Raw genomic sequence first — 19,595 nt, forward strand, 5'->3', positions numbered from 1 at the left:
TGACCGGATGACGCCGCTGGACGCGGCCTTCCTGCAGGCCGAGGACGTCGAGCCCGCCGCGTCGCTGGCCATCGCCTCGACCGCGGTGTTCGCGGGGCCGGCGCCCGCCTTCGCCGAGTTCGAGGCGCACCTCGCGAGCCGGCTGCCGCTGATCCCGCGGTACCGCCAGCGCGCGGCGCAGGTGCCGCTCGACCTCGGGCCGCCGGTGTGGCTGGACGACCCGGGCTTCGACCTCGACCACCACCTCGTGCGGGCCGCGCTGCCCGCGCCGGGCGGCGACGCCGAGCTGCGCGAGCTGATGGGCCGGGTCATGTCCACCCGGCTGGACCGGGACCGGCCGCTGTGGCGGTACTGGTTCGTGGAGGGGCTGGCGGGCGGGCGGTGGGCGCTGATCTCGACCGTGCACCACAGCCTGGTCGACGGCGTCTCCGGGACCGACCTCTACCGCGTCATCCTCGACCCGGAGCCGGAGCCCGCACCCCCGGTGCCGGACGACTGGGATCCCGCGTCGCCGCCGTCGGCCGCGGTCCTGGCCGCCCGCGCGGTCGGCGGGCTCGCCCTGCTCCCGCTGACCGGGACCCGGGCGCTGCTGGGGATGCTGCGGCACCCGGCGCGGCTGGCCACCGCCGGACGCGGGCTGGTGGCGCTGGCGGCGAGCATGCCGCCCGCCGCGCCGTCGTCGCTGTCCGGGCCGCTGCACCGGCCGCGGCACTTCGCGTGGACGCGGGCGTCGGTGACCGACGTCCGCGCGGTGCGGCGGGGCCTCGGCGGCACGTTCAACGACGTGGTGCTGGCCGCCGTGACCGGCGGGCTGCGCGCGCTGCTGCTGTCCCGCGGCGAGGAGCCCGGCCCCGGCGCGGTGCGCTCGCTGGTCCCGGTGTCGGTGCGCGCGCCGGGGGAGGAGGGACTGCGCGACAACCGGGTGTCGCTGCTGCTCGCGGAGCTGCCGGTGCACCTGGCCGACCCGCTCGTGCGGTTCGCGGCGGTGCGCGAGGAGCTCGGCCGCTGCAAGGCCGCCGGGGAGGCCGAGGCGGGTGCGCTGGTCACCGAGCTGGCCCGGTACGAGCCCTTCCCGCTCGTCGCCTCGACGGTGCGGGCCTTCGCGGCGCTGCCGCAGCGCACCATCGTCACGGTCACCACGAACGTCCCCGGGCCGCGGCGGCCGCTCTACGGGCTGGGCCGCGAGCTGGAGGAGATCATCCCCTACGTGCCGATCGCGAGCACCGTGCGGACCGGGGTGGCGATCATGAGCTACCGCGACTCCGTCGTCATCGGGCTGACCGGCGACGACACCGCCGCGGACCTCGACGTCCTCGCGGCCGGGATCGAGTCGTCGCTCGGTGAGCTGGTGGTCGCGACCAGTACCGACCCGGGACCTTCGTCCCTGGTCGCGGGCAGAGATGAGGACGGAGCATCGCCTCCGCCCAGCGTGCGCCACCGAGAAGGAACCCGATGACCCTGTCCGTCCCCGCCCGTGTCGACGAGGTGACCGGCGCCGTCGAGCGCCTCACCGCCGAGTTCCCCGAACTGCCCCGGACGACGGTCGTCCGGACGGTGCGGGGGAGCCGGGCCGACCTGTCCGGGGTCCCCGTCGGGGCCCTGCCCGAGCTGCTGGAGCGGCTGGCCCGCCAGCGGCTCACCGACCGCGGGCGCGGCTGAGCCGCGCCCGCCCGAGCTGGAGGTGTCCCATGGGCGCACCCGTCGTCCACTTCGAGATCGGCGCCGCGAGCGGCGAGGCCGCCCGGCGGTTCTACGCCGAGCTGTTCGGCTGGACGGTCGATCCCGACCCGAACGGCTACGGCGTCGTCGACACCGGCGGCGACGCGGGCATCCAGGGCGGGATCATGCAGACCCCGGAGGGCGTGCCGCCCTGGGTGACCTTCTACGTCGGCGTCGAGGACCTGGAGAAGACCCTGGAGCGGGCCGAGGGCCTCGGCGGCCGCCGGGTGATGGGCCCGATGCCGGTCGGGGACGTCGGCGAGATGGCGATGTTCGCCGACCCGGACGGCAACGTCCTCGGCCTGTTCGCCGAGCGGGCGCGCTGAGAGCAGGCGGCGCGGGCCCGCCCGCGCCGCCGCACCTCATGAACCCGAATGACCCCGAGGGACCGATCTCGGGGTCATGGCCGCGCGCGGCGGTCGGTGAGCGGTGAGGGCGGACGCAGCTCCCACGGCTCGGGGAGGAGGCGGGCCCAGGGTGCCCGCTCGGCCTGCGGGGTCGGGCGCCAGTGGTCCGGGGCGGGGTGGTCCGGGGGCGGGGCGGTGGCCGCGGTCAGGGCGGCGGCGAGGCCGCGTGCCGTGGGACGGCCGGGCCGGGGGCCGGAGGCGGCGGCGAGCGCGGCCGCCGCCTCGGCGGGGACCTCGGCGGGGTGCGGGGCGGGGCGCGGGGTGCGCAGACAGGTGCGGACCAGCCGGGCGATCGCGGCGACGTCGTCGGCGGCCTCCCGCGCGAACCGGTCCGCCCCCTCGGGACTGCGGTGCGCGACGCCGAGCAGGTGGGGCGCGCGCGCCCGGTCCAGCCGGACCCTCGAGCAGCGGATGCGGCCGTGGACGGCGCCGTGGCGGTGGAGGTGGTCGAGGGCGTCGGCGAGCCGGGCCCCGAGCGCCAGCGCGGCGGGGACCGACAGCTCCCGTCGGGTCGCCCGGTCGAGCGGGGGCCCGTCGACGAACTGGGTGACCAGGAGGTACCCGTCGTCGGCGGCCACGGCGTCGTAGAGCGCGACCAGGCCCGGATGGTGCGAGACGACGGTCGAGGGATCGGGACCGGTCGGTTCGATCACGACCGTCCGCCGCAGCAGCGCGTCGTGGGCGCGGAACCGGCCCCCGCGCCGACTCCCGAGCCTGCCGAGGAGGCGGTAGCGGTCCGTGAGCGCGGCCACGCCGCCTGCATTCCGGTGCGCGCGCATGCGTCCCCCTCGTCCCCCGGTCCGGTCCCCGGACCACGATCACAACCCACCGGGTGGGCCGCCCAGGGACCAAAGCCACCCGGACCCGGGCCGTCCGACGGCCGTCCTCAGGCCACCCCGGTCCGCTCGCCCGCGGGCGGTACCACCAGGACGGGGCAGCGGGCGTTCGGCGGTGGCCGCACCCCGCCCACGACGAGCAGCTCGGCCTCCGCGGTGAGCGGCGTCAGCACCGACTCGGCGTCGTCGTGGACCACGAACAGGCGCAGTCGCAGGTCGGGGTGCGTGGCCCGGCATCCGGCCGTCGCCTCGACGAGCTCCCGGTGTGCGGCGGCGGCGCCGTCCGCCCACCGGCGGGTGGGCGGCACGGGCGCCCGCCCGGTCCAGGTACCGACGACCACGAGCTCGGCGTCCCGGGCCAGCGCCTCCTCGACCGCCCGCGGCAGCACCGCGGGTGCGTCCCGGGCGGTGACGCCGACGACGACCCGGCCGGGCGGGGTCGCGGACGCGGGCACCGCGACGACCGCGCACCCGGCGGCGGCCACCACGTCCGCGCGGGCAGGCGCGTCCACCACCAGGACGTGCGCGGAGGCGGTCAGGGCGGGCAGGTCGACGCCCAGCGGATCCGCGAGACGCACCGCCGACACCGGCACCCCCGGGGCGAGCAGGCGCAGGGTCCGCACCGTCCGGGCCCGGGCCAGCTCGTCCCGACCCGCGACGCGCAGGGCGAGGCCGCGTCCGGCCGCCTCCGCGACGGCCCACGACACCGCGGTGTCGTGGGCCGTCGCGAGCACGACCGGTCCCCGCCCCCCGCTCATCCCCGCTCGGCCTCCGCTTCGTCGCGCAGTTCCGCGAGGACGGCGTCGATCCGGCGCCCGGCCTCGTCGGCGATCGGCCCGAGGCCGGGCTCGGCGGTCACGGTGGCCAGCAGCTCGGGGTTCATCACCTGCACGACCGTGTGGTCCCCGGCGTCCCGGACGACGACGTTGCAGGGCAGGAGCACACCGACGCGCCGGTCGATCCGCACGGCGCGTTCGGCGAGCTCGGGGTTGCACGCGCCGAGGATCACGAAGTCCTCGATCTCCGCGCCGCGCTTCTCCCGCAGGGTCGCGGTGAGGTCGATCTCGGTCAGCACCCCGAAGCCCTGGCCCGCGAGCGCCGCGCGGACCCGGGGGACCACCTCGGCGAACGGGCGGGGGACGGTGACGGTGCGAGCGACGTCGGTCTCCGCGGTCGGGTCTGCTCCCCGTGGCGTCATGGCGGTCTCCTCCGAGTGCACGGCGTGGCTCCCACGGTGCGTCCCCGACGGGGTCCGCGGCATGTGCCGAGGGACCCGCCGCGTCCGGTCCATCGGCCCCGACGCGGCACGGGGCGGACGGGCCGCCCACGCCTGCCGGACCGGCCGCTGCCACCACGGTGCCGGTGGGGCCCGGGAGATGGTGGAGTTCACCCACTTCGTCGTCGCGGATACCGAGTTCCCCGGGGTGCGCACGGAGCTCGTGCCCGCCGCCGCGGTCACGTGGTGACGACCCCGGGGCGTGCCGGTCCGGGCTGAGCCCGCGGCCCCGGACCCGGGCGGGGGTCCAACGGCCCTGCCGAACGGGCCGGAGAGCCGATGTGGGCGGGCCCGACCGCGGGCGACCGTGTGGTGACTCCGGGACGGTCCGGGGCCGGGACACGGGAGGGACCATGTCGGATCGGGTCGAGGGAGCGGTGGTCGTCGGGATCGACGGCTCGGACTCCGCGCGCGAGGCCACGCGGTGGGCGGCGCGGGAGGCGGAGCGGCGGGGTGTCCCGCTGCGGCTGGTCGCAGCGGCGCCGTGGACCTCGTTCCGCCCGATCGGCGTGCCCGCGCTCGGCCAGGAGTACGGCAGGCGGGTCGTCGAGAAGCAGGCGGCCGAGCACCTCGCCGAGGCGGCCGGGATCGCCGAGGAGGCGGTACCGGGGCTGCCCGTGGACCGGGAGGTCCGCGGCGGCGAGGCACAGGTGGTGCTGCGGGAGGAGTCCGAGCGCGCCGCGCTCGTCGTGCTCGGGTCCCGGGGCCGCGGCGGGTTCACCGCGCTGCTGCTCGGCTCGGTCGCGATCGGCGTCGCCGCCCACGCGGCGGGCCCCGTCGTGGTCGTGCGCGGGACGCCTGCGAACGGGCCCGTGCTCGTCGGCGTCGACGGCGGCGACGACTCCGCCCTCGGGTTCGCCTTCGAGGAGGCGACCCGGCGGGGCGTGCACCTGGTCGTCGTGCACGCGGTCACCGAGACCGTGCTCGATCCCTTCCTGGTGCCGCTGGTCGACTGGTCGGCGCTGCAGGCCGAGGAGGAGCGGCGGCTGCGCGACCGGCTCGGCCCGTGGACCGGGAAGTTCCCCGCGGTCGGCGTGGACACCGTGGTCGTGATGGATGGCGCCGCCCGCGAGCTGGTGGCGCGCTCGGAGGAGGCCGGGCTGGTCGTCGTCGGGTCGCGGGGGCGGGGGACGCTGAGGGGCCCGCTGCTCGGGTCGGTGAGCCAGGCGGTCCTGCACCACGCGGCCTGCCCGGTCGCCGTCGTGCGGCCCGAGGAGGGCTGATGGCCCGGGAGGACCTCCTCGTCGGGGTCGACGGCTCCGCCCTCTCCACCGAGGCCGTCCGCTGGGCCGCGGCCGAGGCCGCGCGGCACGGGTGGCGGCTGCGGCTCGTCCGCGCCTACCAGCTGCCGGACGGGACCTCGACCGAGGACCGGAACCTGATGCGGACCCACGTCCGGCGCCAGCTCTGGACGGCGACGCACGCCGCCCACGCGGTGGCGCCGGACGTCCCGGTCCAGCAGGAGGACGTGGAGCGCGACCCGTTCTCGGTCCTGGAGACCGAGTCGGCCTCCGCCCGTGCCCTCGTGCTGGGCGCCCGTGGGGTCGGCGGGTTCGGGGCGCTGCTGCTCGGGTCGGTGTCGGACACCCTGACCCGGCGGGCCGCCTGCCCGGTCGTGGTGGTGCGCGGGCCCGAGGCCTCGGACGAGGCCCTGCGGCGGGAGGACCGGATCCGGCCCGTGGTCGTCGGGATCGACGGCTCGCCCGCGAGCGAGGCCGCCGTGGCCTACGCCTTCGCCGAGGCGGACGCCTGGCACGCGCCGTTGGTGGCCGTCCACGCCTGGTCGGACTACCTGGAGGACCCCAGCGGGGTGGAGATCCCGATGCTCGAGACCGAGGAGCGCGAGGTCCTGGCGGAGCGGCTGGCGGGCTGGGCGGAGAAGTACCCGGACGTCCGGGTCTCGCGCGAGGTCGTCCTCGGGTCGGCGGCGAAGGCGCTGGTGGCGCGGTCGGTGAACGCCCGCGCCGTGGTCGTCGGCTCGTTCGACCGTGGCCGGGTCCGGCGGGCCGTGCTCGGCTCGACGGGCCGGGCCCTGCTGCACCACGCCCGGAGCCCGGTCGCCGTGGTCCGGGCGACGACGTGACGGCCAGGGCCACCCCGCCCGCGACGGAGACCGTTACCTGCCCCGGCTGTGGCAGGCGCAACCGCGTCCCCGTCGCGGCGCACGGCACCCCGCGCTGCGGGTCGTGTCACGCCCCGCTGCCCTGGCTGGTGTCGGCGACCGACGACGACTTCACCGAGGTCGCGGAGCGGTCGCGGGTGCCGGTCCTGGTGGACCTGTGGGCCGCCTGGTGCGGGCCGTGCCGGGTGGTCGCGCCCGGCGTCGAGCGGGTCGCGCTCGAGCTCGCGGGGCGGGTGAAGGCGGTCAAGGTCGACGTCGACCGCGCTCCGGGCGTCGCAGCCCGCTTCGACGCCCGGAGCATCCCGACGCTCCTGGTCCTGCGCGACGGCCGGGTGGTGGCCCGCCAGGTCGGGGCGCTGTCCGAGCAGGCGATGGTGGACTGGGTGCGGCGGGCGGTCGACTGACCGGCCCGGGCACCAGCGCGATCGAGGAGGTCTCGTGTCCGTGGAGGCGGCGACGTCGGAGCCGGTGCGGCCGCGGGAGCGACCCGCTCCGCCGGTGACCCCGCTCGGCAGGCACCCCCGGGACCTGGTGGTCCTGCTGGTCGCGGCCGGGCTGCTCGCGGCGGCCGCCGTGGTGTGGCGGCTCGCCGCGCCGGGCCCGGTGGAGACGGGCCTGACCGTCCAGCTCCAGGGGCTCCCGGGCGGCACCGGGATCGGCTGGCGGGTCCTCGCCCTGGTCGGCGGGTGGGCGGGGGCCGCGGCCGTCGTCGCGGTCACCCTCTACCTCAAACGGATCCGGTTCGCGGTCGAGCTGGCGGTCGCGGTGGCGGCCACGTGGCTGCTCGCGGTCGGCCTCGCGGGGCTCGTCGGGCCGCGGCCGTCGGACGCGGCCGGGCTCGCCTTCCCGGCGCTGCACGTCGCCGTCGCGTCCGCGTTGGTGGCGGTGGTGACGCCGTTCCTCACCACGCGCTGGCGCGGGGCGCTGTGGGTGGTGCCGCTGCTGGTCGCGGTCGCGGACCTGCACCTCGGCACCGCGTGGCCGCTCGGCGCGATCGGCGGCGGGCTCCTCGGGTGGGGCGTCGGTGCGGCCTCGCACCTCGCGTGGGGCGCGCCGGGGCGGAGGACGACCGGCCCGGCGGTCCGGCGGGCCCTGGAGCAGGCCGGGATCGACGTCGTCGGGCTGACCGCGCTGCGGACCCGCATGTCGGGACCGCTGGAGTACGCGGCGACCACCGGGACGGGGGAGACCCTGCTGGTCGAGGTGGTGCAGCGGCTGCACCGCCGGGCCAGTGTCGGCTACCGGCTGCGGCGGCTGCTCGCCTCGGTCGAGGTCGAGGACGAACCCCCGCTGGCGAGCCCGCGGCACGAGGCCGAGCACGAGGCCCTGGTCACGGTCGTCGCCGAACGCGCGGGTCTGCGCACCCCATCGCTGGTCACGCTCTGCGAGGCGGGCCACGGGGCCCCGCTCCTGGTGCGCCGGGACGTCCGCGGGCGGCGGCTGACCGACCTCCCCCCCGACGAGGTCGACGACGACCTCCTCGACGCGGTGTGGGCACAGGTGGCCGTGCTGCAGGACGCTCGGATCGCCCACCACGACCTGCGCGCGGGGAACGTCCTCGTCGACGACGACGGCCGCCCGTGGATCCTCGGCCTGACCTTCGGCAAGATCGGCGCCTCCCCACTGCGCTGCGCCCAGGACCTCGCCGAGGCGCTGGTGTCGGTGGCGTCGGTCGTCGGGATCGACCGCGCCGTCCGCAGCGCCGCTCGGACGCTGGACGCCGACCGGCTCGAGGCGGCGCTGCCGCACCTGCAGTCGCTGGCCCTGCCCCGGCGGATCCGCGGGCGGCTCGCCCGGCAGCGCTACGAGCTCGTGGAGCTGCGGGGCAGGCTCGCCGAGGAGATCGACCGGCCCGTCCCCACCCTGCGCTCGCCGGTCCGGCCCGGCACGGTGGTCGGGCTGCTGTTGCTCGGCGCCGCCGTCTACACGCTGCTCCCGCTGCTCTCCAGCACGGGCGAGGTCCTCGTCGCCCTGCGCGGCGCCGACCGGCTCTGGCTCACCGTGGCGTTCGCGACGGGGCTGGTGGCGATCGTGTTGTCCGCGGTGTCGTTCCTGGGGTCGAGCCCGGTCCCACTGCCGTTCTGGCGCACGACGGCGGTCCAGGTCGCCGCCGCCTTCACCGGCCGCACGACGCCGGGCGGGATCGGGTTCGTCGGGCTCAACGTGGCGTTCCTGGAGCGGCTCGGGGTGCGCCGGTCGTCGGCGATCGGGGCGACGGTGCTCAACATCGCCGGGGGCGGCCTGGTCGGGGCCGTGTGCTGCCTGGTGGGGCTGCTCGTCCTCGGCGCGTCCTCCGTCGTCCGGGACCTGCGGATCCCGTGGGGCTGGCCGCTCTACGCGGTGCTGGCGGCGGCCGTGGTCGCCGCCGTGGCGGTGCTCGCCTCCCCGTACGGCAGTCGCCGGGTCGTGCGCCCGGGGCTGCGGATCGCCCGCGAGCTCGGCGCCACCCTGCGCCACCCGCTCCGGGCGACCCAGCTCTTCGGCGGCGCCCTCGGCCACATGCTGGCCTCGGGGGCGGGCCTGGTCGCCTGCCTCGCCGCGCTCGGCGCCCCGATCCCGCTGCTGGGGGTCATGGCGGTCTTCATGGTCGCGCAGACCCTGGGCCACCTGCTCCCCGTCCCCGGCGGCACCGGGCCGGTGGAGGCGATGATGATCGGCGGCCTGGTCACGCTCGGCACGAGCACCGGCGTCGCGGTCGCCGCGGTCCTGGTGTGCAGGCTGCTGACCTACTGGCTGCCGGTCGTGCCCGGCATCGCGGTCTTCCGGTACCTGCAGCACCACCGCGTGATCTGAAGGGCCCGGCGACCCGGGCCGTTCGGCCCGGACGCTCGGGCCGGTGAGCCGGTCGTCGGCCGGGCGTCCGCGGCGGATCGTGACATTCGGCGGATCGTGACGAAGGAGCAGCGATGACCCAGACGGGTGGGACCCCGGCGCAGCGGCCGGTCCCGGCGACCACGTTGATCGACCTGACGGGGCGGACCGCGATCGTCACCGGGGCGGCGGTCGGCATCGGCTACGGGATCGCCTACCGGCTCGCCGAGGCGGGCGCGGCGGTGGTCGTCGCGGACCTCGACGGCGCCGCGGCCGAGCTCGCGGCCAAGCAGCTGGTGGACGTCGGGTTCGAGGCGGTCCCGGTCCAGGCGGACGTCGCCGATGAGGAGGACGTGCGTCGGATGGTGCGCGCCGCCGTCGACCGGTTCGGCGGGGTGCACATCCTCGTGAACAACGCGGGCATCTACCCCGCGATCCCGGTGCTCGGGCAGGCCCTGGCGGACTTCCGGCGGGTCATCGACGTGAACCTCACGGGGGTGTTCCTCTGCGTGCGCGAGGCGGCCCAGCAGATGATCGTGCAGGGTGCCGGGGGCCGGATCATCACCGTGACCTCGATCGACGCGCTGCACCCGTCCGCCGTCGGGCTCGCCGACTACGACGCCTCCAAGCACGGGGTGTGGGGCTTCACCAAGAACGTCGCACTCGAGCTCGCCCCGCACGGGATCGCGGTCACCGCGATCGCCCCCGGCGGGATCGCCACCCCCGGCATCACGGCCCGGGCGGGTGCGGTGCCCGAGGGGATCGACCTGGAGCAGCTGGCGGCGCAGTTCGTCGCCCGGATCCCCATGGGGCGGCTCGGGGACCCGGACGAGATCGGGCGGGTCGCGCTGTTCCTCGCCTCGGACCTGGCGTCGTACATGACCGGGGCACAGGTCGTGGTCGACGGCGGCGCCCTGCTGCGCTGAGCCGTGGACCCCACCGACGTCCTGGACCGGGCCGCCCCGGACGACCTGCTCGAGCTGGCCGTGGACCGCGCCGGCGTGCCGTGGCAGGTCGGTGTGCTGCTCGTGCTGGACCGGCCGCTCGACCCGGCGGAGGTCCGCCGGGCGCTCGCCGACCGGGTCCGGGCCGTGCCCCGGCTCCGCCGCAGGCTCATGGGCACGCCACCGCTGTGCGGGCGGCCGGTCTGGGTCGACGATCCCGCGTTCTCCGTCGACCGGCACGTGCGCGAGGTGCGGTGCGACGGGCCCCTGTCCGACGCCGCGCTGCTGGACGTCGCGGTCCGGGCGGTGGGCACCCGGCTGTCCCTGCGACGGTCGCCGTGGGAGGCGGTGGTGGTCACCGGGGCGACCGGGGACCGCGGCGCGGTGGTGGTGGTGTTCCACCACGTCCTCGCCGACGGCATCGGCGGGCTCGCCGCCCTCGGCGCCCTGGTCGACGGGGCCCCGCCCACCCGCGACGGCGACTTCCCCCGCCCGGCCCCGACGGCCACACGCCTGTTCGTCGACGCCCTCACCACCCGGGCGCGTCTCCTGTGGCACCCGGTGCGGGGGCTGCGGCGGATCCGGGACGCGATCGGCGAGCTGCGCGCCACGGACGCTCCCCGCCCCCCGCGGTCCTCCCTCAACCGGCCCACCGGGCCCGGACGGGCGCTGCGGGTCGTCCGGGTCGACCTCGCGGCCGTCCACGCCGCCGCGCACCGGCACGGCGGGACCGTCAACGACGTCGTCCTGACGGCGGTGGGCGGGGCGCTCGGCGCGCTGCTGCGCGGGCGCGGCGAGCAGGTCGACGAGGTCGTCGCCTCGGTGTCGATCTCGGCGCGGCGGCGGGCCCGCGCGGACCGGCTGGGCAACGCGGTCGGCATCCTGCCCGTCGGGCTGCCCACCTCCGGGCCCGCCGCGGCCCGGCTGCGCGAGGTCGCGCGGCGCACCGCGCTCGGACGGGAGCGGCCCCGGGCGGCGTCGGCACCGCTGCTCGACGCGGTGTTCCGGCTGGTCGCCGCGCTGGGCGCGCTGCGCTGGATCGTCGAGCACCAGCGGCTGGTCAGCACGTTCGTCACCAACCTGCGTGGGCCGCAGGTGCCGCTGACGCTGCTCGGGGCGCGGGTCCGGGAGGTCGTCCCCGTCACCACGACCACCGGCAACGTGCCGGTCGTGTTCGGCGCGCTGTCCTACGCGGGCACCCTGACCCTGACCGTCCTCGCCGATCCGGAGGCCTGCCCCGAGCTCGACGCCGTGGTCGCGGCGCTGCGCGGGGAGCTCGCGGCGCTGCTCGCGGCCCCGGGGTCGGGGGACACCGACGGCTCCGCGCCGCCCCCGACGGGATCGATCGGCTCGGTGGGCACCCGGGCCCGGTCGTCGGGTGTGCCGCGGGCGAGGACGCGGCGCGGGCCGGTCCGGTTGTCCGCCCGCTACCGGGCGGAGGCGGCCGCGCTGCGGGCCGCCGACCCGTCGTCGTCGGGGGAGCCGGTGACCGAGGACGACCTCGCCGACCTCCCCGAGCCGGTCGCCCGCTGGCTGCGCCGCTCCGGGGTGGTCGGCAGGCCGCGGACCACCGGCTTCACCGCCCTGATCCACGGGCGGATCCGCTCGGGACCGACGGCCTCCTGGATGCCGTTCACCGGGGAGCAGACGAGCCGGTTCGGGCCGAACCCCACCCGGCTGTTCTCGCTGACCGCGCGGCGCGGCGGGCTGCCGGTGGAGGTGCTGCACGAGTACCGCGACGGCCACGCCCGGATGCGGGCGAGGCTGGGCGGGATCGTGCCGGTCCTCGACGCGTCCGGCGGCGCGATGACCCGCGCCGAGACCGTCACCGTGTTCAACGACCTCTGCGTCATGGCCCCCGGCGCGCTGCTCGACGCCGCCGTGACCTGGTCGCGGCCGCACACCCGCGGCGTGCGGGGCACCTACACCGTGGGCGCGGAGACCGTCACGGCCGAGCTGGTCCTCGACGCCGACGCCGACGGCGACCTGGTCGACTTCGTCTCCGACGACCGGCTGCGCGCCTCCGCGGACGGCCGCACCTTCACCCCGCAGCGCTGGTCGACCCCGCTGCGCGCCCATCGGGACGTCGGCGGGCGGCGGATCCCGACGGTCGGCGACGGCGTCTGGCACGCCCCCGAGCCCGAGGGCACCTTCCCGTACATCGAGTTCCACATCGATGCGATCACCGAGGAGCCCGCGGGCCGGAGGGAGTCGTCGTGACCGCCGGGAACCGCGGGCCGACCGGCCCGGAGCTGCTGCGCGAGCTCGGCGCGGTGCTGGCCGACCTGCCCGTGTTCCTCGCCGCCCCGCTGGTCCGCCGTCGTCACCTGCGCTGGGGGGCCACCGACGAGGAGCTCGCCGCGGCCCTGCCCGGCGACGCCCTGTTCCCCGACGCCCCGTTCCGCGCGACCCGCGCGATCACGGTGGCCGCGCCGCCGGAGCGGGTGTGGCCGTGGCTGGTGCAGGCCGGGTCCGGCCGCGCAGGCTGGTACAGCGACGACCTGCTGGACAACCTCGGCCGCCCCAGCGCGAGCGCGCTCGTCGAGGAGTGGCAGCACGTCGAGATCGGCGGATGGGTCCCGATGTCCCCCTTCGGCACCCCGACCGAGCGGACCGCCTTCCGGGTGGCCGAGATCGACGCGCCGCACCGGCTGCTCTGGACGAAACCGGACAGCAGCTGGGCCTGGCGCCTGACCCCGACCGCGGACGGCGGCACCCGCCTGCTCACCCGGGTCAGCGCCGTCTTCGACCGGTCCCACCCGGCGGCGGCCGCGGCGGGCAGGCTGCTCATGGAGTTCGGCGACTTCGCCATGCAGCGCCGGATGCTGCGCGGCATCAAGTCCCGCGCCGAGGCGGGCGGCCCCGGTGGCCACGCCGTCGGACGCTGAGCCGCGGACCGGTCCACGATCCTCCGGGCACGCGCATCGGGACGTTCGGTCCTCGAGCCCGGGTCCGACAGCCGCTGTCGGGCGGGGGCGTGCGGCGCGACCGTGGGGGCATGACTGCAGAACCCGCACACCAGACCGCTGCCGCCGCCCCGTCCGACCCGACGCGGCTCCGCCCGCTGCGCGAGGTCGGGGCGGGGGACGCGGGCGAGGTGGGGGGCAAGGCCGCCAACCTCGGCGAGCTCGTCGGGGCGGGCTTCCCCGTGCCCGAGGGGTTCGTGGTGCCCGCGGCGGCGTACCTGGCGGCGATGGACGCCGCCGGGGTCCGCGAGGAGATCGCGGCGCTGCACGAGCAGGCGTTGCGGGACCCGGAGCCGGCGGGGGTCGAGGAGCGGTGCGCACGGATGGCGGCGCTGATCCGCGAGGCGGGCATCGGGTCCGCGCTGCACAGCGAGGTGTCCGCGGCCTACAGCACCCTCGGCATCGAGGGACTGGGGCCCGCGACCGTGGCGGTGCGGTCCTCCGCGATCGGGGAGGACGGCGCGGGGGAGTCGTTCGCGGGCGTGCACGAGTCCTTCACCAACATCCGCGGGCACGCCGACCTGGTGGCGGGGATCGTGGACTGCTGGGCGTCCGCGGTGGCGCCCCGGGCGGTCGCCTACCGCACGGAGCGCGGGATCGTCGGGGAGCCCGCGGTCGCGGTCGTCGTCCAGGAGATGGTGGCGGCGCAGCGGTCCGGGGTCGCGTTCACCGCCGACCCGACGACCGGGCGCCGCGACCGGGTGGTCGTCGAGGCCGCCTTCGGGCAGGGCGAGGTGGTGGTCAGCGGGGCAGTCGAGCCCGACACCTACGTCTTCTCCGCCCCGGACCTGCACCTGCGCTCGATCCGGGTCGGCCACCAGACCCACGAGATCGTCCGCGGCCGTGACGGCCGCGACCTCACCGTCACCCTCGACGGCACCCGCGCCGAGGCCAGGGTGCTCGACGACCGCGACGCCCAGGCGGTCGCCCGGCTGGCGCTGCGGGTGCAGGACCACTACGGCCGCCCGCAGGACGTGGAGTGGGCCATGATCGCCCGGGAGCTGTGGCTGCTGCAGACCCGGCCGATCACGACGCTCACCGACCCGGCCCCGGCTCCCGAGCCGGACCCGACGACCCGACCCGAGACTACGGCGGCCCCGGAGACGACGGCGGCACTGGAGACGACGGCGGCCCCGGAGACCGCGGCCTCGCCCGACGGCGCGGAACCCGTCGGCGGCGTCGTCGCCACCGGTCTGGGGGCGGCACCCGGGCGGGCCTGCGGGCGGGTCCGGGTGCTGCACGAGCCCACCGACGGACGTCGGCTGCAGGTCGGAGACGTCCTCGTCGCGCCCCGCACCGACCCCGACTGGCTGCCGACGCTGCGCCGCGCCGCCGCCGTCGTCACCGACCAGGGCGGGGTGACCTGCCACGCGGCGATCGTGGCCCGCGAGCTGGGGATCCCCTGCGTCGTCGGGGCCCGCACGGCGACCACCGAGCTCGTCGAGGGCGAGACGATCACGGTCGACGGCACCGCGGGCGAGGTCCGTCGCGGCGGCCGGGCGACCGTCGTGCGGGAACCGGCCCCGCGGGCCGCCGCGCCGGTCCGGAGCGCCGCCCCGGTCGCGACGGGCACCGAGCTGCACGTCAACCTGGCCCTGCCGGAGACCGCCGAGCGCGTCGCCGCGATGGACGTCGACGGCGTCGGGCTGCTGCGCGCCGAGCTGGCCCTGACCGCCGCCCTCGGTGGCAGGCACCCGCGGGCGATGCTCGCGGCGGGCGACGGCGACGGGTTCGTCTCCGCGATGGCCGAGGCGGTCGGGCGCATCGGGGCCGCCTTCGCGCCGCGCCCGGTGCTGTACCGCACCACGGACCTGCGCAGCAACGAGTTCCGCGGGCTCACCGGCGGCGCCGAGTTCGAACAGGTGGAGCGCAACCCCATGATCGGGTTCCGCGGCGCCTACCGCTACCTGCGCGAACCCGAGGTGTTCGCGCTCGAGCTGCGGATGCTCGCGCAGGTGCGCGAGCGGACCCCCAACGTGCACCTGATGATCCCGTTCGTGCGGACGCGGTGGGAGCTCGCGGCCGTCCTGGACCTCGTCGACGGCAGCCCGCTGGGCGCGCAGCGCGGCCTGCAGCGCTGGCTGACCGCCGAGGTACCGTCCGTGGCGCACTGGCTGCCGGAGTACGTCGGGCTCGGGATCGACGGGGTGTCGATCGGCAGCAACGACCTGACCCAGCTGATGCTGGGCGTGGACCGGGACTCCGAGCGGCTCGCCGACCTCTACGACGAGTCCGATCCCGCCGTGCTCGACGCGATCACGACGATCATCGAGCGCGCCACCCTGCTGGGCGTGCCGACCTCGCTGTGCGGCCAGGCGCCGAGCCGGACCCCGGGCTTCGTGGAGTTCCTCGTGCGGGCCGGGATCTCGGCCGTCTCGGTCAACCCCGACGCCGTCGGCCAGGCCCGGGCCGCGATCGACGCCGCGGAGCGCAGGCTGCTGCTGGAGGCGGCCCGCCGCACCGTGGAACGGCCCTGACACACCGCCGCACCCGCGCCGGGGCGCGGGTGCGGCGGGGGACCGGGGTCACGAACGGCGCATGCGGTCGATCTCGCGGCGCATCCGCTCCTCGCTGATGGACTTGCCCGCGAACGCGTCCCAGGCGTCCGCGCCGACGCCGATGCCCCACAGCACGAGTGGGATGACCGGCCAGAAGAACGGCGCGCCCGTCCAGGCCCAGATGAGGACGAACATGGCGTTCATCGCGACGTAGATCGCGAAGTGGGTCCAGAAGCCGCGCTTGCGCTGGATCCGGGCCCGCGCCTGCTCCCGCAGGGCGGCGTCGCGGTCGGTGCCCTGCCCGGTGTCCTGCCCGGTGGACTCGCGGTCGTCGATGCTCACGATGGACTCCTTCCCCTCGGCGGACCGGCTCCCGGTCCGTACCCACGATGGTCGTCCGGGTGGGGCGGGGCGGTGAGTGCCGGAGGGCCCGGCCCGGCAGCACCGTTCGGCCTGTTCAGCCGCCGAGCGGTTCCACCTGCAACGCCAGCGGGCGGCGCGGGCTCGCCTCGGGGGCGGCCCCGGTCAGCGGCGCCTCGCCCACGCGCAGGAGCAGCTGCGGGCAGGCCGAGCCGCGGAGGACCTCGTCCTCGAGCAGGGCGCGGGTGCCGTCGACCTCCATCGGCTCGCTCAGCGGGCAGGTGGCCAGGCCGGACCGGGTCGCCTCCAGCAGCACCGCGCTCATCGCCTCGCCCGCGCGGAGCCGGGAGAGCCGGTCGTCGGAGGAGGTGGCGAGCAGCAGCAGGGTCGCGCCGTCCGGCTCCTCGCCGACGCCGGTGCGGCGGTGCCCGGCGACGCCGTCGAGCCCGCTCGGTCGCCCGGTCCAGCCCGCCAGCTCGGAGCGGTAGCCCTCGGACGCGGCGTGCTCGATCGCGGACGCGCGCAGCGCCGACGCGACGACGTCGTGGGTCCGCGGGTCGTCGACGACCCGCAGCTGGGCACCCTGCTCCATGGCGACCCGGGTCAGCCTGCCCACGGTCCCGCCCGCGAGCGGCAGGTCGCGATACGGCCTGCGGTCGGTGTGGCGACGCGGGATCGCGTCGACCAGAGTGGGGTCGACGGCGGGCTCGGGCCGCGGGCCGGGCCGGATGCCGAGGACGGCCAGCAGGTCCGGCTCGTCGGGCTCGGGCAGCCGGTGCACCACGGCGCCGTGGCCCCGGGCCGCCAGCGCGATGCGCAGGTGGTGCAGGGCCGCGCCGCAGGCGAGCAGCAGGTCGCGGCCGTCCGGGTCGGTCCCCGGCAGCCAGCGGGTGAGGTCCGCGCACAGGTGCACCACGCCGTCGCCGGTCCGCCACCACCACGGCTGGGAGTTGTGGACCGACGGCGCGAGCCGGGCGAGGTCCAGCGCGGCGTGGACGTCGCCGTGGTCGACGGGGTCGTCGAGGCCCGCGGTGCTCATCGCGGTGACCGGGCGGCGCGGCCCGCCTGCGGAGGGACGGGGAGGGCGCGGTTCACGACGCACCCAGCGCGGCGTCCAGCGGCGCCCCCTGCGGGACGACCACGACGGGGCAGGGTCCGCGATGGACCGCGACGCGCGCCGGGTCGTCGAACCGCGCGGGTCCGGCGGGGCCCGCCAGCACCAGCGCGACGGCGCCCTCGGCGTGGTCGAGCAGGCCGCCGAACGTGGGGGTGCCGAGGTCGTGGACCGACACCTCGACCTCCGGCCGCACGCGGTGGGCGAGCCCGACCGCGTCGACCGGGTCGGTGCGCGCCTCGCCCCACCGCTCGACCACCAGGGTGGTGCCGTGGCCCGCGGCGAGGTCCGCGCCCACGGCGAGGACGTCGGCGTCCCCGGTGCCGGTCAGCAGGGCCAGGACCACGGCCCGGTGCCTGCGGTGTCGGGCGCGCACCACGACCAGCGGGCAGTGCGCCCGGCGGAGCAGGTCGAGGGCGACGGAGCGGTCGGCGGCCTCCGGCGGGTCGTCCCTGCCCGCCATGCCGACGACGAGCAGCCGCGCCTCGCGGGAGGCGGCGGCGAGCGCGACGGCGGGGGACCAGGCCGCGGTCCGCGTGCGGATCTCCAGCGCGGGATCGACGTCGCGGGCGATGCCGACGGCCCGGGCGAGGATCCGCTCGGTCTGCTCGGGCGGCTCGCCGTCGCCGACGGTGTGCACCACCTGCAGCGGGCACCCGCGGGCGACGGCCTCGACCGCGGCGACGCGGACGGCGGCCGACGCCACGCCGCTGCCGTCGACGCCGACGACGACCGGGCGGATCTCGGACACGGGTCCTCCTCGTGGTTCGGACGGGCGTTTCGGACGGGCTCAGGCGGGCGTCAGGGCGGAGGCGACCCGGGCCGGGTCGACGATCAGCACGGGGCAGGCCGAGGCCTGCAGCAGCACGGTGGCGCAGGCCCCGACGCCGAGTCCCGCGTGCCTGCCGACCAGCACGAACTGGGCGTCCTCGGCGTGCTCGAGCAGGGTGAGGGCCGGTCGCCCGCCCGCCACGGTCGTGTGCACGGTGAGGCCGGGGTGCGCCACGACGAAGGTCTCGGTCAGCTCCTCCAGCGCCCGTTCGGCCAGCAGCGTGTAGGACTCGCGGCGGCCCGCGCCGTCCCGGGAGCCGTCGCGCCGGACGTGTACGACGCTCAGCTCCGCCCCGCGCAGCGCGGCCAGCGCCGCGGCGTGGTGGGCGAGCGCGGCGCTGCCCGGTTCGCCGTCCACGGCGACGACCACGGGGCGGCCGCGGTCCGGCAGCGGGCGGCCGGGTGCGTGGCGCACCACGGCCAGCGCCCCGACGTGGCGGCGGGCGAGCCGGGCGGCGGTGCTGCCCGGCGCGGGCCGCACCCGCCCGGACCCGTGGTGCCCGACGACCAGCAGCTCGGCGTGGGCGGCCAGCCTGCTCAGCACGGGGGCGGGGCGGCCGAACCAGGTGCCGGTCTGCGCGACGCGAGACGGCGCGGCGATGTGCGCGACGGACGCGCAGCGCGCCAGGATCGCCTCGGCGACGAGCGGCGGCCCCGCCGGGACCCGCTCCAGCACACAGGCGATCTGCAGCGGGGCGTCGCGCAGGTCGGCCTCCTGGGCGGCCCAGGCGGCGGCCTGGCGGGCGGGCCCGGACCCGTCCACCCCGACGACGACGGGCCGGGTCACGGGGACCACCTCGCGTCGGCCTCGTCGGCGGACCGGACCTTCAGCGGCCGGTCCACCGGGAAGGACAGGTCCGAGTCCTCACCGGGCAGGTGCGGCCAGCCCCGCGTGGGCTCGCGCGGCGCGGGGACGGGGGCCACCGCGGCGGGGGGAGCGGGCGGCCGCTCCTCGAAGAAGCGCAGCAGCTCCACGGGGAACGGCATGACCAGCGTGCTGTTCTTCTCGACGGCCACGTCCGCGACGGTCTGCAGCAGCCGCAGCTGGAGCGCGCCGGGAGTCCCGGCCATCGTGGCGGCGGCGGACGCGAGCCTGCTCGACGCCTGCTGCTCGCCCTCCGCCGCGATCACCCGGGCCCGCCGCTCGCGCTCGGCCTCCGCCTGCCGCGACATCGACCGGGTCATCTGCTCGGGCAGCGAGATGTCCTTGAGCTCGACGAGCTCGATCCGCACGCCCCACGGCTGCTCGGTGGGCGCGTCGATCACGGCCTTGAGCTCGGTGCTGATCCGCTCCCGGTCCGACAGCAGCGTGTCGAGGTCGGCCCGGCCGATGACCGTCCGCAGCGAGGTCTGCGCCACCTGCGAGACGGCGTGGTGGTAGTCCTCGACGTTGACGATCGCCTTGACCGGGTCGACGACGCGGAAGTAGACGGCGGCGTCCACCTTGACGGTGACGTTGTCGCGGGTGATGGCCCCCTGGGCCGGGATCGCCAGCACCACGACCTGGGTGCTGACCTTCACCATGCGGTCCGCGATCGGGACGATCAGGTTCAGCCCCGGCAGGCGCACGTCGGCGAGGACCCGCCCGAACCGGAACACGACGCCGCGCTCGTACTGCTGCACGAGCCGGATGCTCAGCAGACCGACGACCACGGCCACCACGACCGCGGCGAGGGTCCAGATCAGCGGAGTGCTCATGGCCTCCACGGTG

General features: G+C 77.3%; 20 protein-coding genes. 12 read left to right on the forward strand and 8 right to left on the reverse strand.

What is annotated here, in order from left to right; all coding sequences use genetic code 11:
• Positions 1 to 7: 7 nt before the first annotated feature.
• The 3 genes from ABD993_RS15850 to ABD993_RS15860 are packed head-to-tail and all read left to right on the forward strand — an operon-like array spanning position 8 to position 2,045.
• Positions 8 to 1,456, forward strand: coding sequence for a wax ester/triacylglycerol synthase family O-acyltransferase (locus ABD993_RS15850; protein WP_345418196.1), 1,449 nt, complete (start codon positions 8 to 10; stop codon positions 1,454 to 1,456).
• Entirely contained in the window at positions 1,453 to 1,659 is a 207-nt protein-coding gene (locus ABD993_RS15855; RefSeq protein ID WP_345418199.1) for a three-helix bundle dimerization domain-containing protein, read from the forward strand. The genes ABD993_RS15850 and ABD993_RS15855 overlap by 4 nt, the downstream gene beginning before the upstream one ends.
• Before the next feature lie 29 nt (positions 1,660 to 1,688).
• A complete protein-coding gene (locus tag ABD993_RS15860; protein ID WP_345418202.1) occupies positions 1,689 to 2,045 on the forward strand; it encodes a VOC family protein in 357 nt (118 codons plus the stop codon).
• 74 nt (positions 2,046 to 2,119) lie between these two features.
• On the opposite strand, the gene ABD993_RS15865 is transcribed toward ABD993_RS15860, so the two are convergent.
• The 3 genes from ABD993_RS15865 to ABD993_RS15875 form a co-directional block, all read right to left on the reverse strand.
• Positions 2,120 to 2,905 carry a protein kinase family protein gene (locus ABD993_RS15865; protein ID WP_345418205.1) on the reverse strand — a complete coding sequence of 262 codons (786 nt, stop codon included), beginning with the start codon at positions 2,903 to 2,905 and terminating at the stop codon, positions 2,120 to 2,122.
• Positions 2,906 to 3,012: 107 nt separating this feature from the next.
• A complete protein-coding gene (locus ABD993_RS15870) occupies positions 3,013 to 3,720 on the reverse strand; it encodes an adenine nucleotide alpha hydrolase family protein (protein WP_345418208.1) in 708 nt (235 codons plus the stop codon).
• Positions 3,717 to 4,160: a DUF302 domain-containing protein gene (locus ABD993_RS15875; protein ID WP_345418211.1), complete on the reverse strand. Its 444-nt coding sequence runs from the start codon at positions 4,158 to 4,160 to the stop codon at positions 3,717 to 3,719. The genes ABD993_RS15870 and ABD993_RS15875 overlap by 4 nt, the downstream gene beginning before the upstream one ends.
• Positions 4,161 to 4,221: 61 nt before the next feature.
• On the opposite strand from ABD993_RS15875, the gene ABD993_RS15880 reads away from it, so the two are divergent.
• The 9 genes from ABD993_RS15880 to ppsA all read left to right on the forward strand — a co-directional run bounded on the left by ABD993_RS15880 (position 4,222) and on the right by ppsA (position 15,558).
• Complete coding sequence (locus ABD993_RS15880) at positions 4,222 to 4,428, forward strand: hypothetical protein (RefSeq protein WP_345418214.1); 207 nt, start codon at positions 4,222 to 4,224, stop codon at positions 4,426 to 4,428.
• A 163-nt stretch (positions 4,429 to 4,591) separates the two neighbouring features.
• Positions 4,592 to 5,461, forward strand: a complete 870-nt coding sequence (locus ABD993_RS15885) for a universal stress protein (RefSeq protein WP_345418217.1) — start codon at positions 4,592 to 4,594, stop codon at positions 5,459 to 5,461.
• A complete protein-coding gene (locus ABD993_RS15890; RefSeq protein ID WP_345418220.1) occupies positions 5,461 to 6,321 on the forward strand; it encodes a universal stress protein in 861 nt (286 codons plus the stop codon). The genes ABD993_RS15885 and ABD993_RS15890 overlap by 1 nt, the downstream gene beginning before the upstream one ends.
• The gene (trxA, locus tag ABD993_RS15895; protein ID WP_345418223.1) at positions 6,318 to 6,764 is read left to right on the forward strand and encodes a thioredoxin; all 447 of its coding nucleotides are present in this window, start codon (positions 6,318 to 6,320) and stop codon (positions 6,762 to 6,764) included. The genes ABD993_RS15890 and trxA overlap by 4 nt, the downstream gene beginning before the upstream one ends.
• 34 nt (positions 6,765 to 6,798) lie before the next feature.
• Positions 6,799 to 9,153, forward strand: coding sequence for a lysylphosphatidylglycerol synthase domain-containing protein (locus tag ABD993_RS15900; protein WP_345418226.1), 2,355 nt, complete (start codon positions 6,799 to 6,801; stop codon positions 9,151 to 9,153).
• Between the two features lie 113 nt (positions 9,154 to 9,266).
• Positions 9,267 to 10,097, forward strand: coding sequence for an SDR family NAD(P)-dependent oxidoreductase (locus ABD993_RS15905; RefSeq protein WP_345418229.1), 831 nt, complete (start codon positions 9,267 to 9,269; stop codon positions 10,095 to 10,097).
• Between the two features lie 3 nt (positions 10,098 to 10,100).
• A complete protein-coding gene (locus tag ABD993_RS15910; RefSeq protein WP_345418232.1) occupies positions 10,101 to 12,335 on the forward strand; it encodes a DUF6544 family protein in 2,235 nt (744 codons plus the stop codon).
• A complete protein-coding gene (locus ABD993_RS15915; RefSeq protein ID WP_345418236.1) occupies positions 12,332 to 13,003 on the forward strand; it encodes an SRPBCC family protein in 672 nt (223 codons plus the stop codon). Before ABD993_RS15910 ends, ABD993_RS15915 begins: the two co-directional genes overlap by 4 nt.
• A 110-nt stretch (positions 13,004 to 13,113) precedes the next feature.
• Complete coding sequence (ppsA, locus tag ABD993_RS15920) at positions 13,114 to 15,558, forward strand: phosphoenolpyruvate synthase (protein WP_345418239.1); 2,445 nt, start codon at positions 13,114 to 13,116, stop codon at positions 15,556 to 15,558.
• A gap of 48 nt (positions 15,559 to 15,606) precedes the next feature.
• On the opposite strand, the gene ABD993_RS15925 is transcribed toward ppsA, so the two are convergent.
• The 5 genes from ABD993_RS15925 to ABD993_RS15945 form a co-directional block, all read right to left on the reverse strand.
• On the reverse strand, positions 15,607 to 15,921 hold the full coding sequence (locus ABD993_RS15925) for a 2TM domain-containing protein (RefSeq protein ID WP_345418242.1): 315 nt from the start codon (positions 15,919 to 15,921) through the stop codon (positions 15,607 to 15,609).
• Positions 15,922 to 16,036: 115 nt separating this feature from the next.
• Positions 16,037 to 16,978 carry a nitroreductase family protein gene (locus ABD993_RS15930; RefSeq protein WP_345418245.1) on the reverse strand — a complete coding sequence of 314 codons (942 nt, stop codon included), beginning with the start codon at positions 16,976 to 16,978 and terminating at the stop codon, positions 16,037 to 16,039.
• Positions 16,979 to 17,030: 52 nt separating this feature from the next.
• Positions 17,031 to 17,804, reverse strand: coding sequence for a universal stress protein (locus ABD993_RS15935; protein ID WP_345418248.1), 774 nt, complete (start codon positions 17,802 to 17,804; stop codon positions 17,031 to 17,033).
• 39 nt (positions 17,805 to 17,843) lie between these two features.
• Positions 17,844 to 18,671, reverse strand: coding sequence for a universal stress protein (locus ABD993_RS15940; protein WP_345418251.1), 828 nt, complete (start codon positions 18,669 to 18,671; stop codon positions 17,844 to 17,846).
• Positions 18,668 to 19,582 carry an SPFH domain-containing protein gene (locus ABD993_RS15945; protein ID WP_345418254.1) on the reverse strand — a complete coding sequence of 305 codons (915 nt, stop codon included), beginning with the start codon at positions 19,580 to 19,582 and terminating at the stop codon, positions 18,668 to 18,670. Before ABD993_RS15945 ends, ABD993_RS15940 begins: the two co-directional genes overlap by 4 nt.
• Positions 19,583 to 19,595 lie beyond the last annotated feature (13 nt).

The sequence above is a fragment of the Pseudonocardia xishanensis genome (assembly GCF_039541715.1).
GTDB classification, from domain to species: domain Bacteria; phylum Actinomycetota; class Actinomycetes; order Mycobacteriales; family Pseudonocardiaceae; genus Pseudonocardia; species Pseudonocardia xishanensis.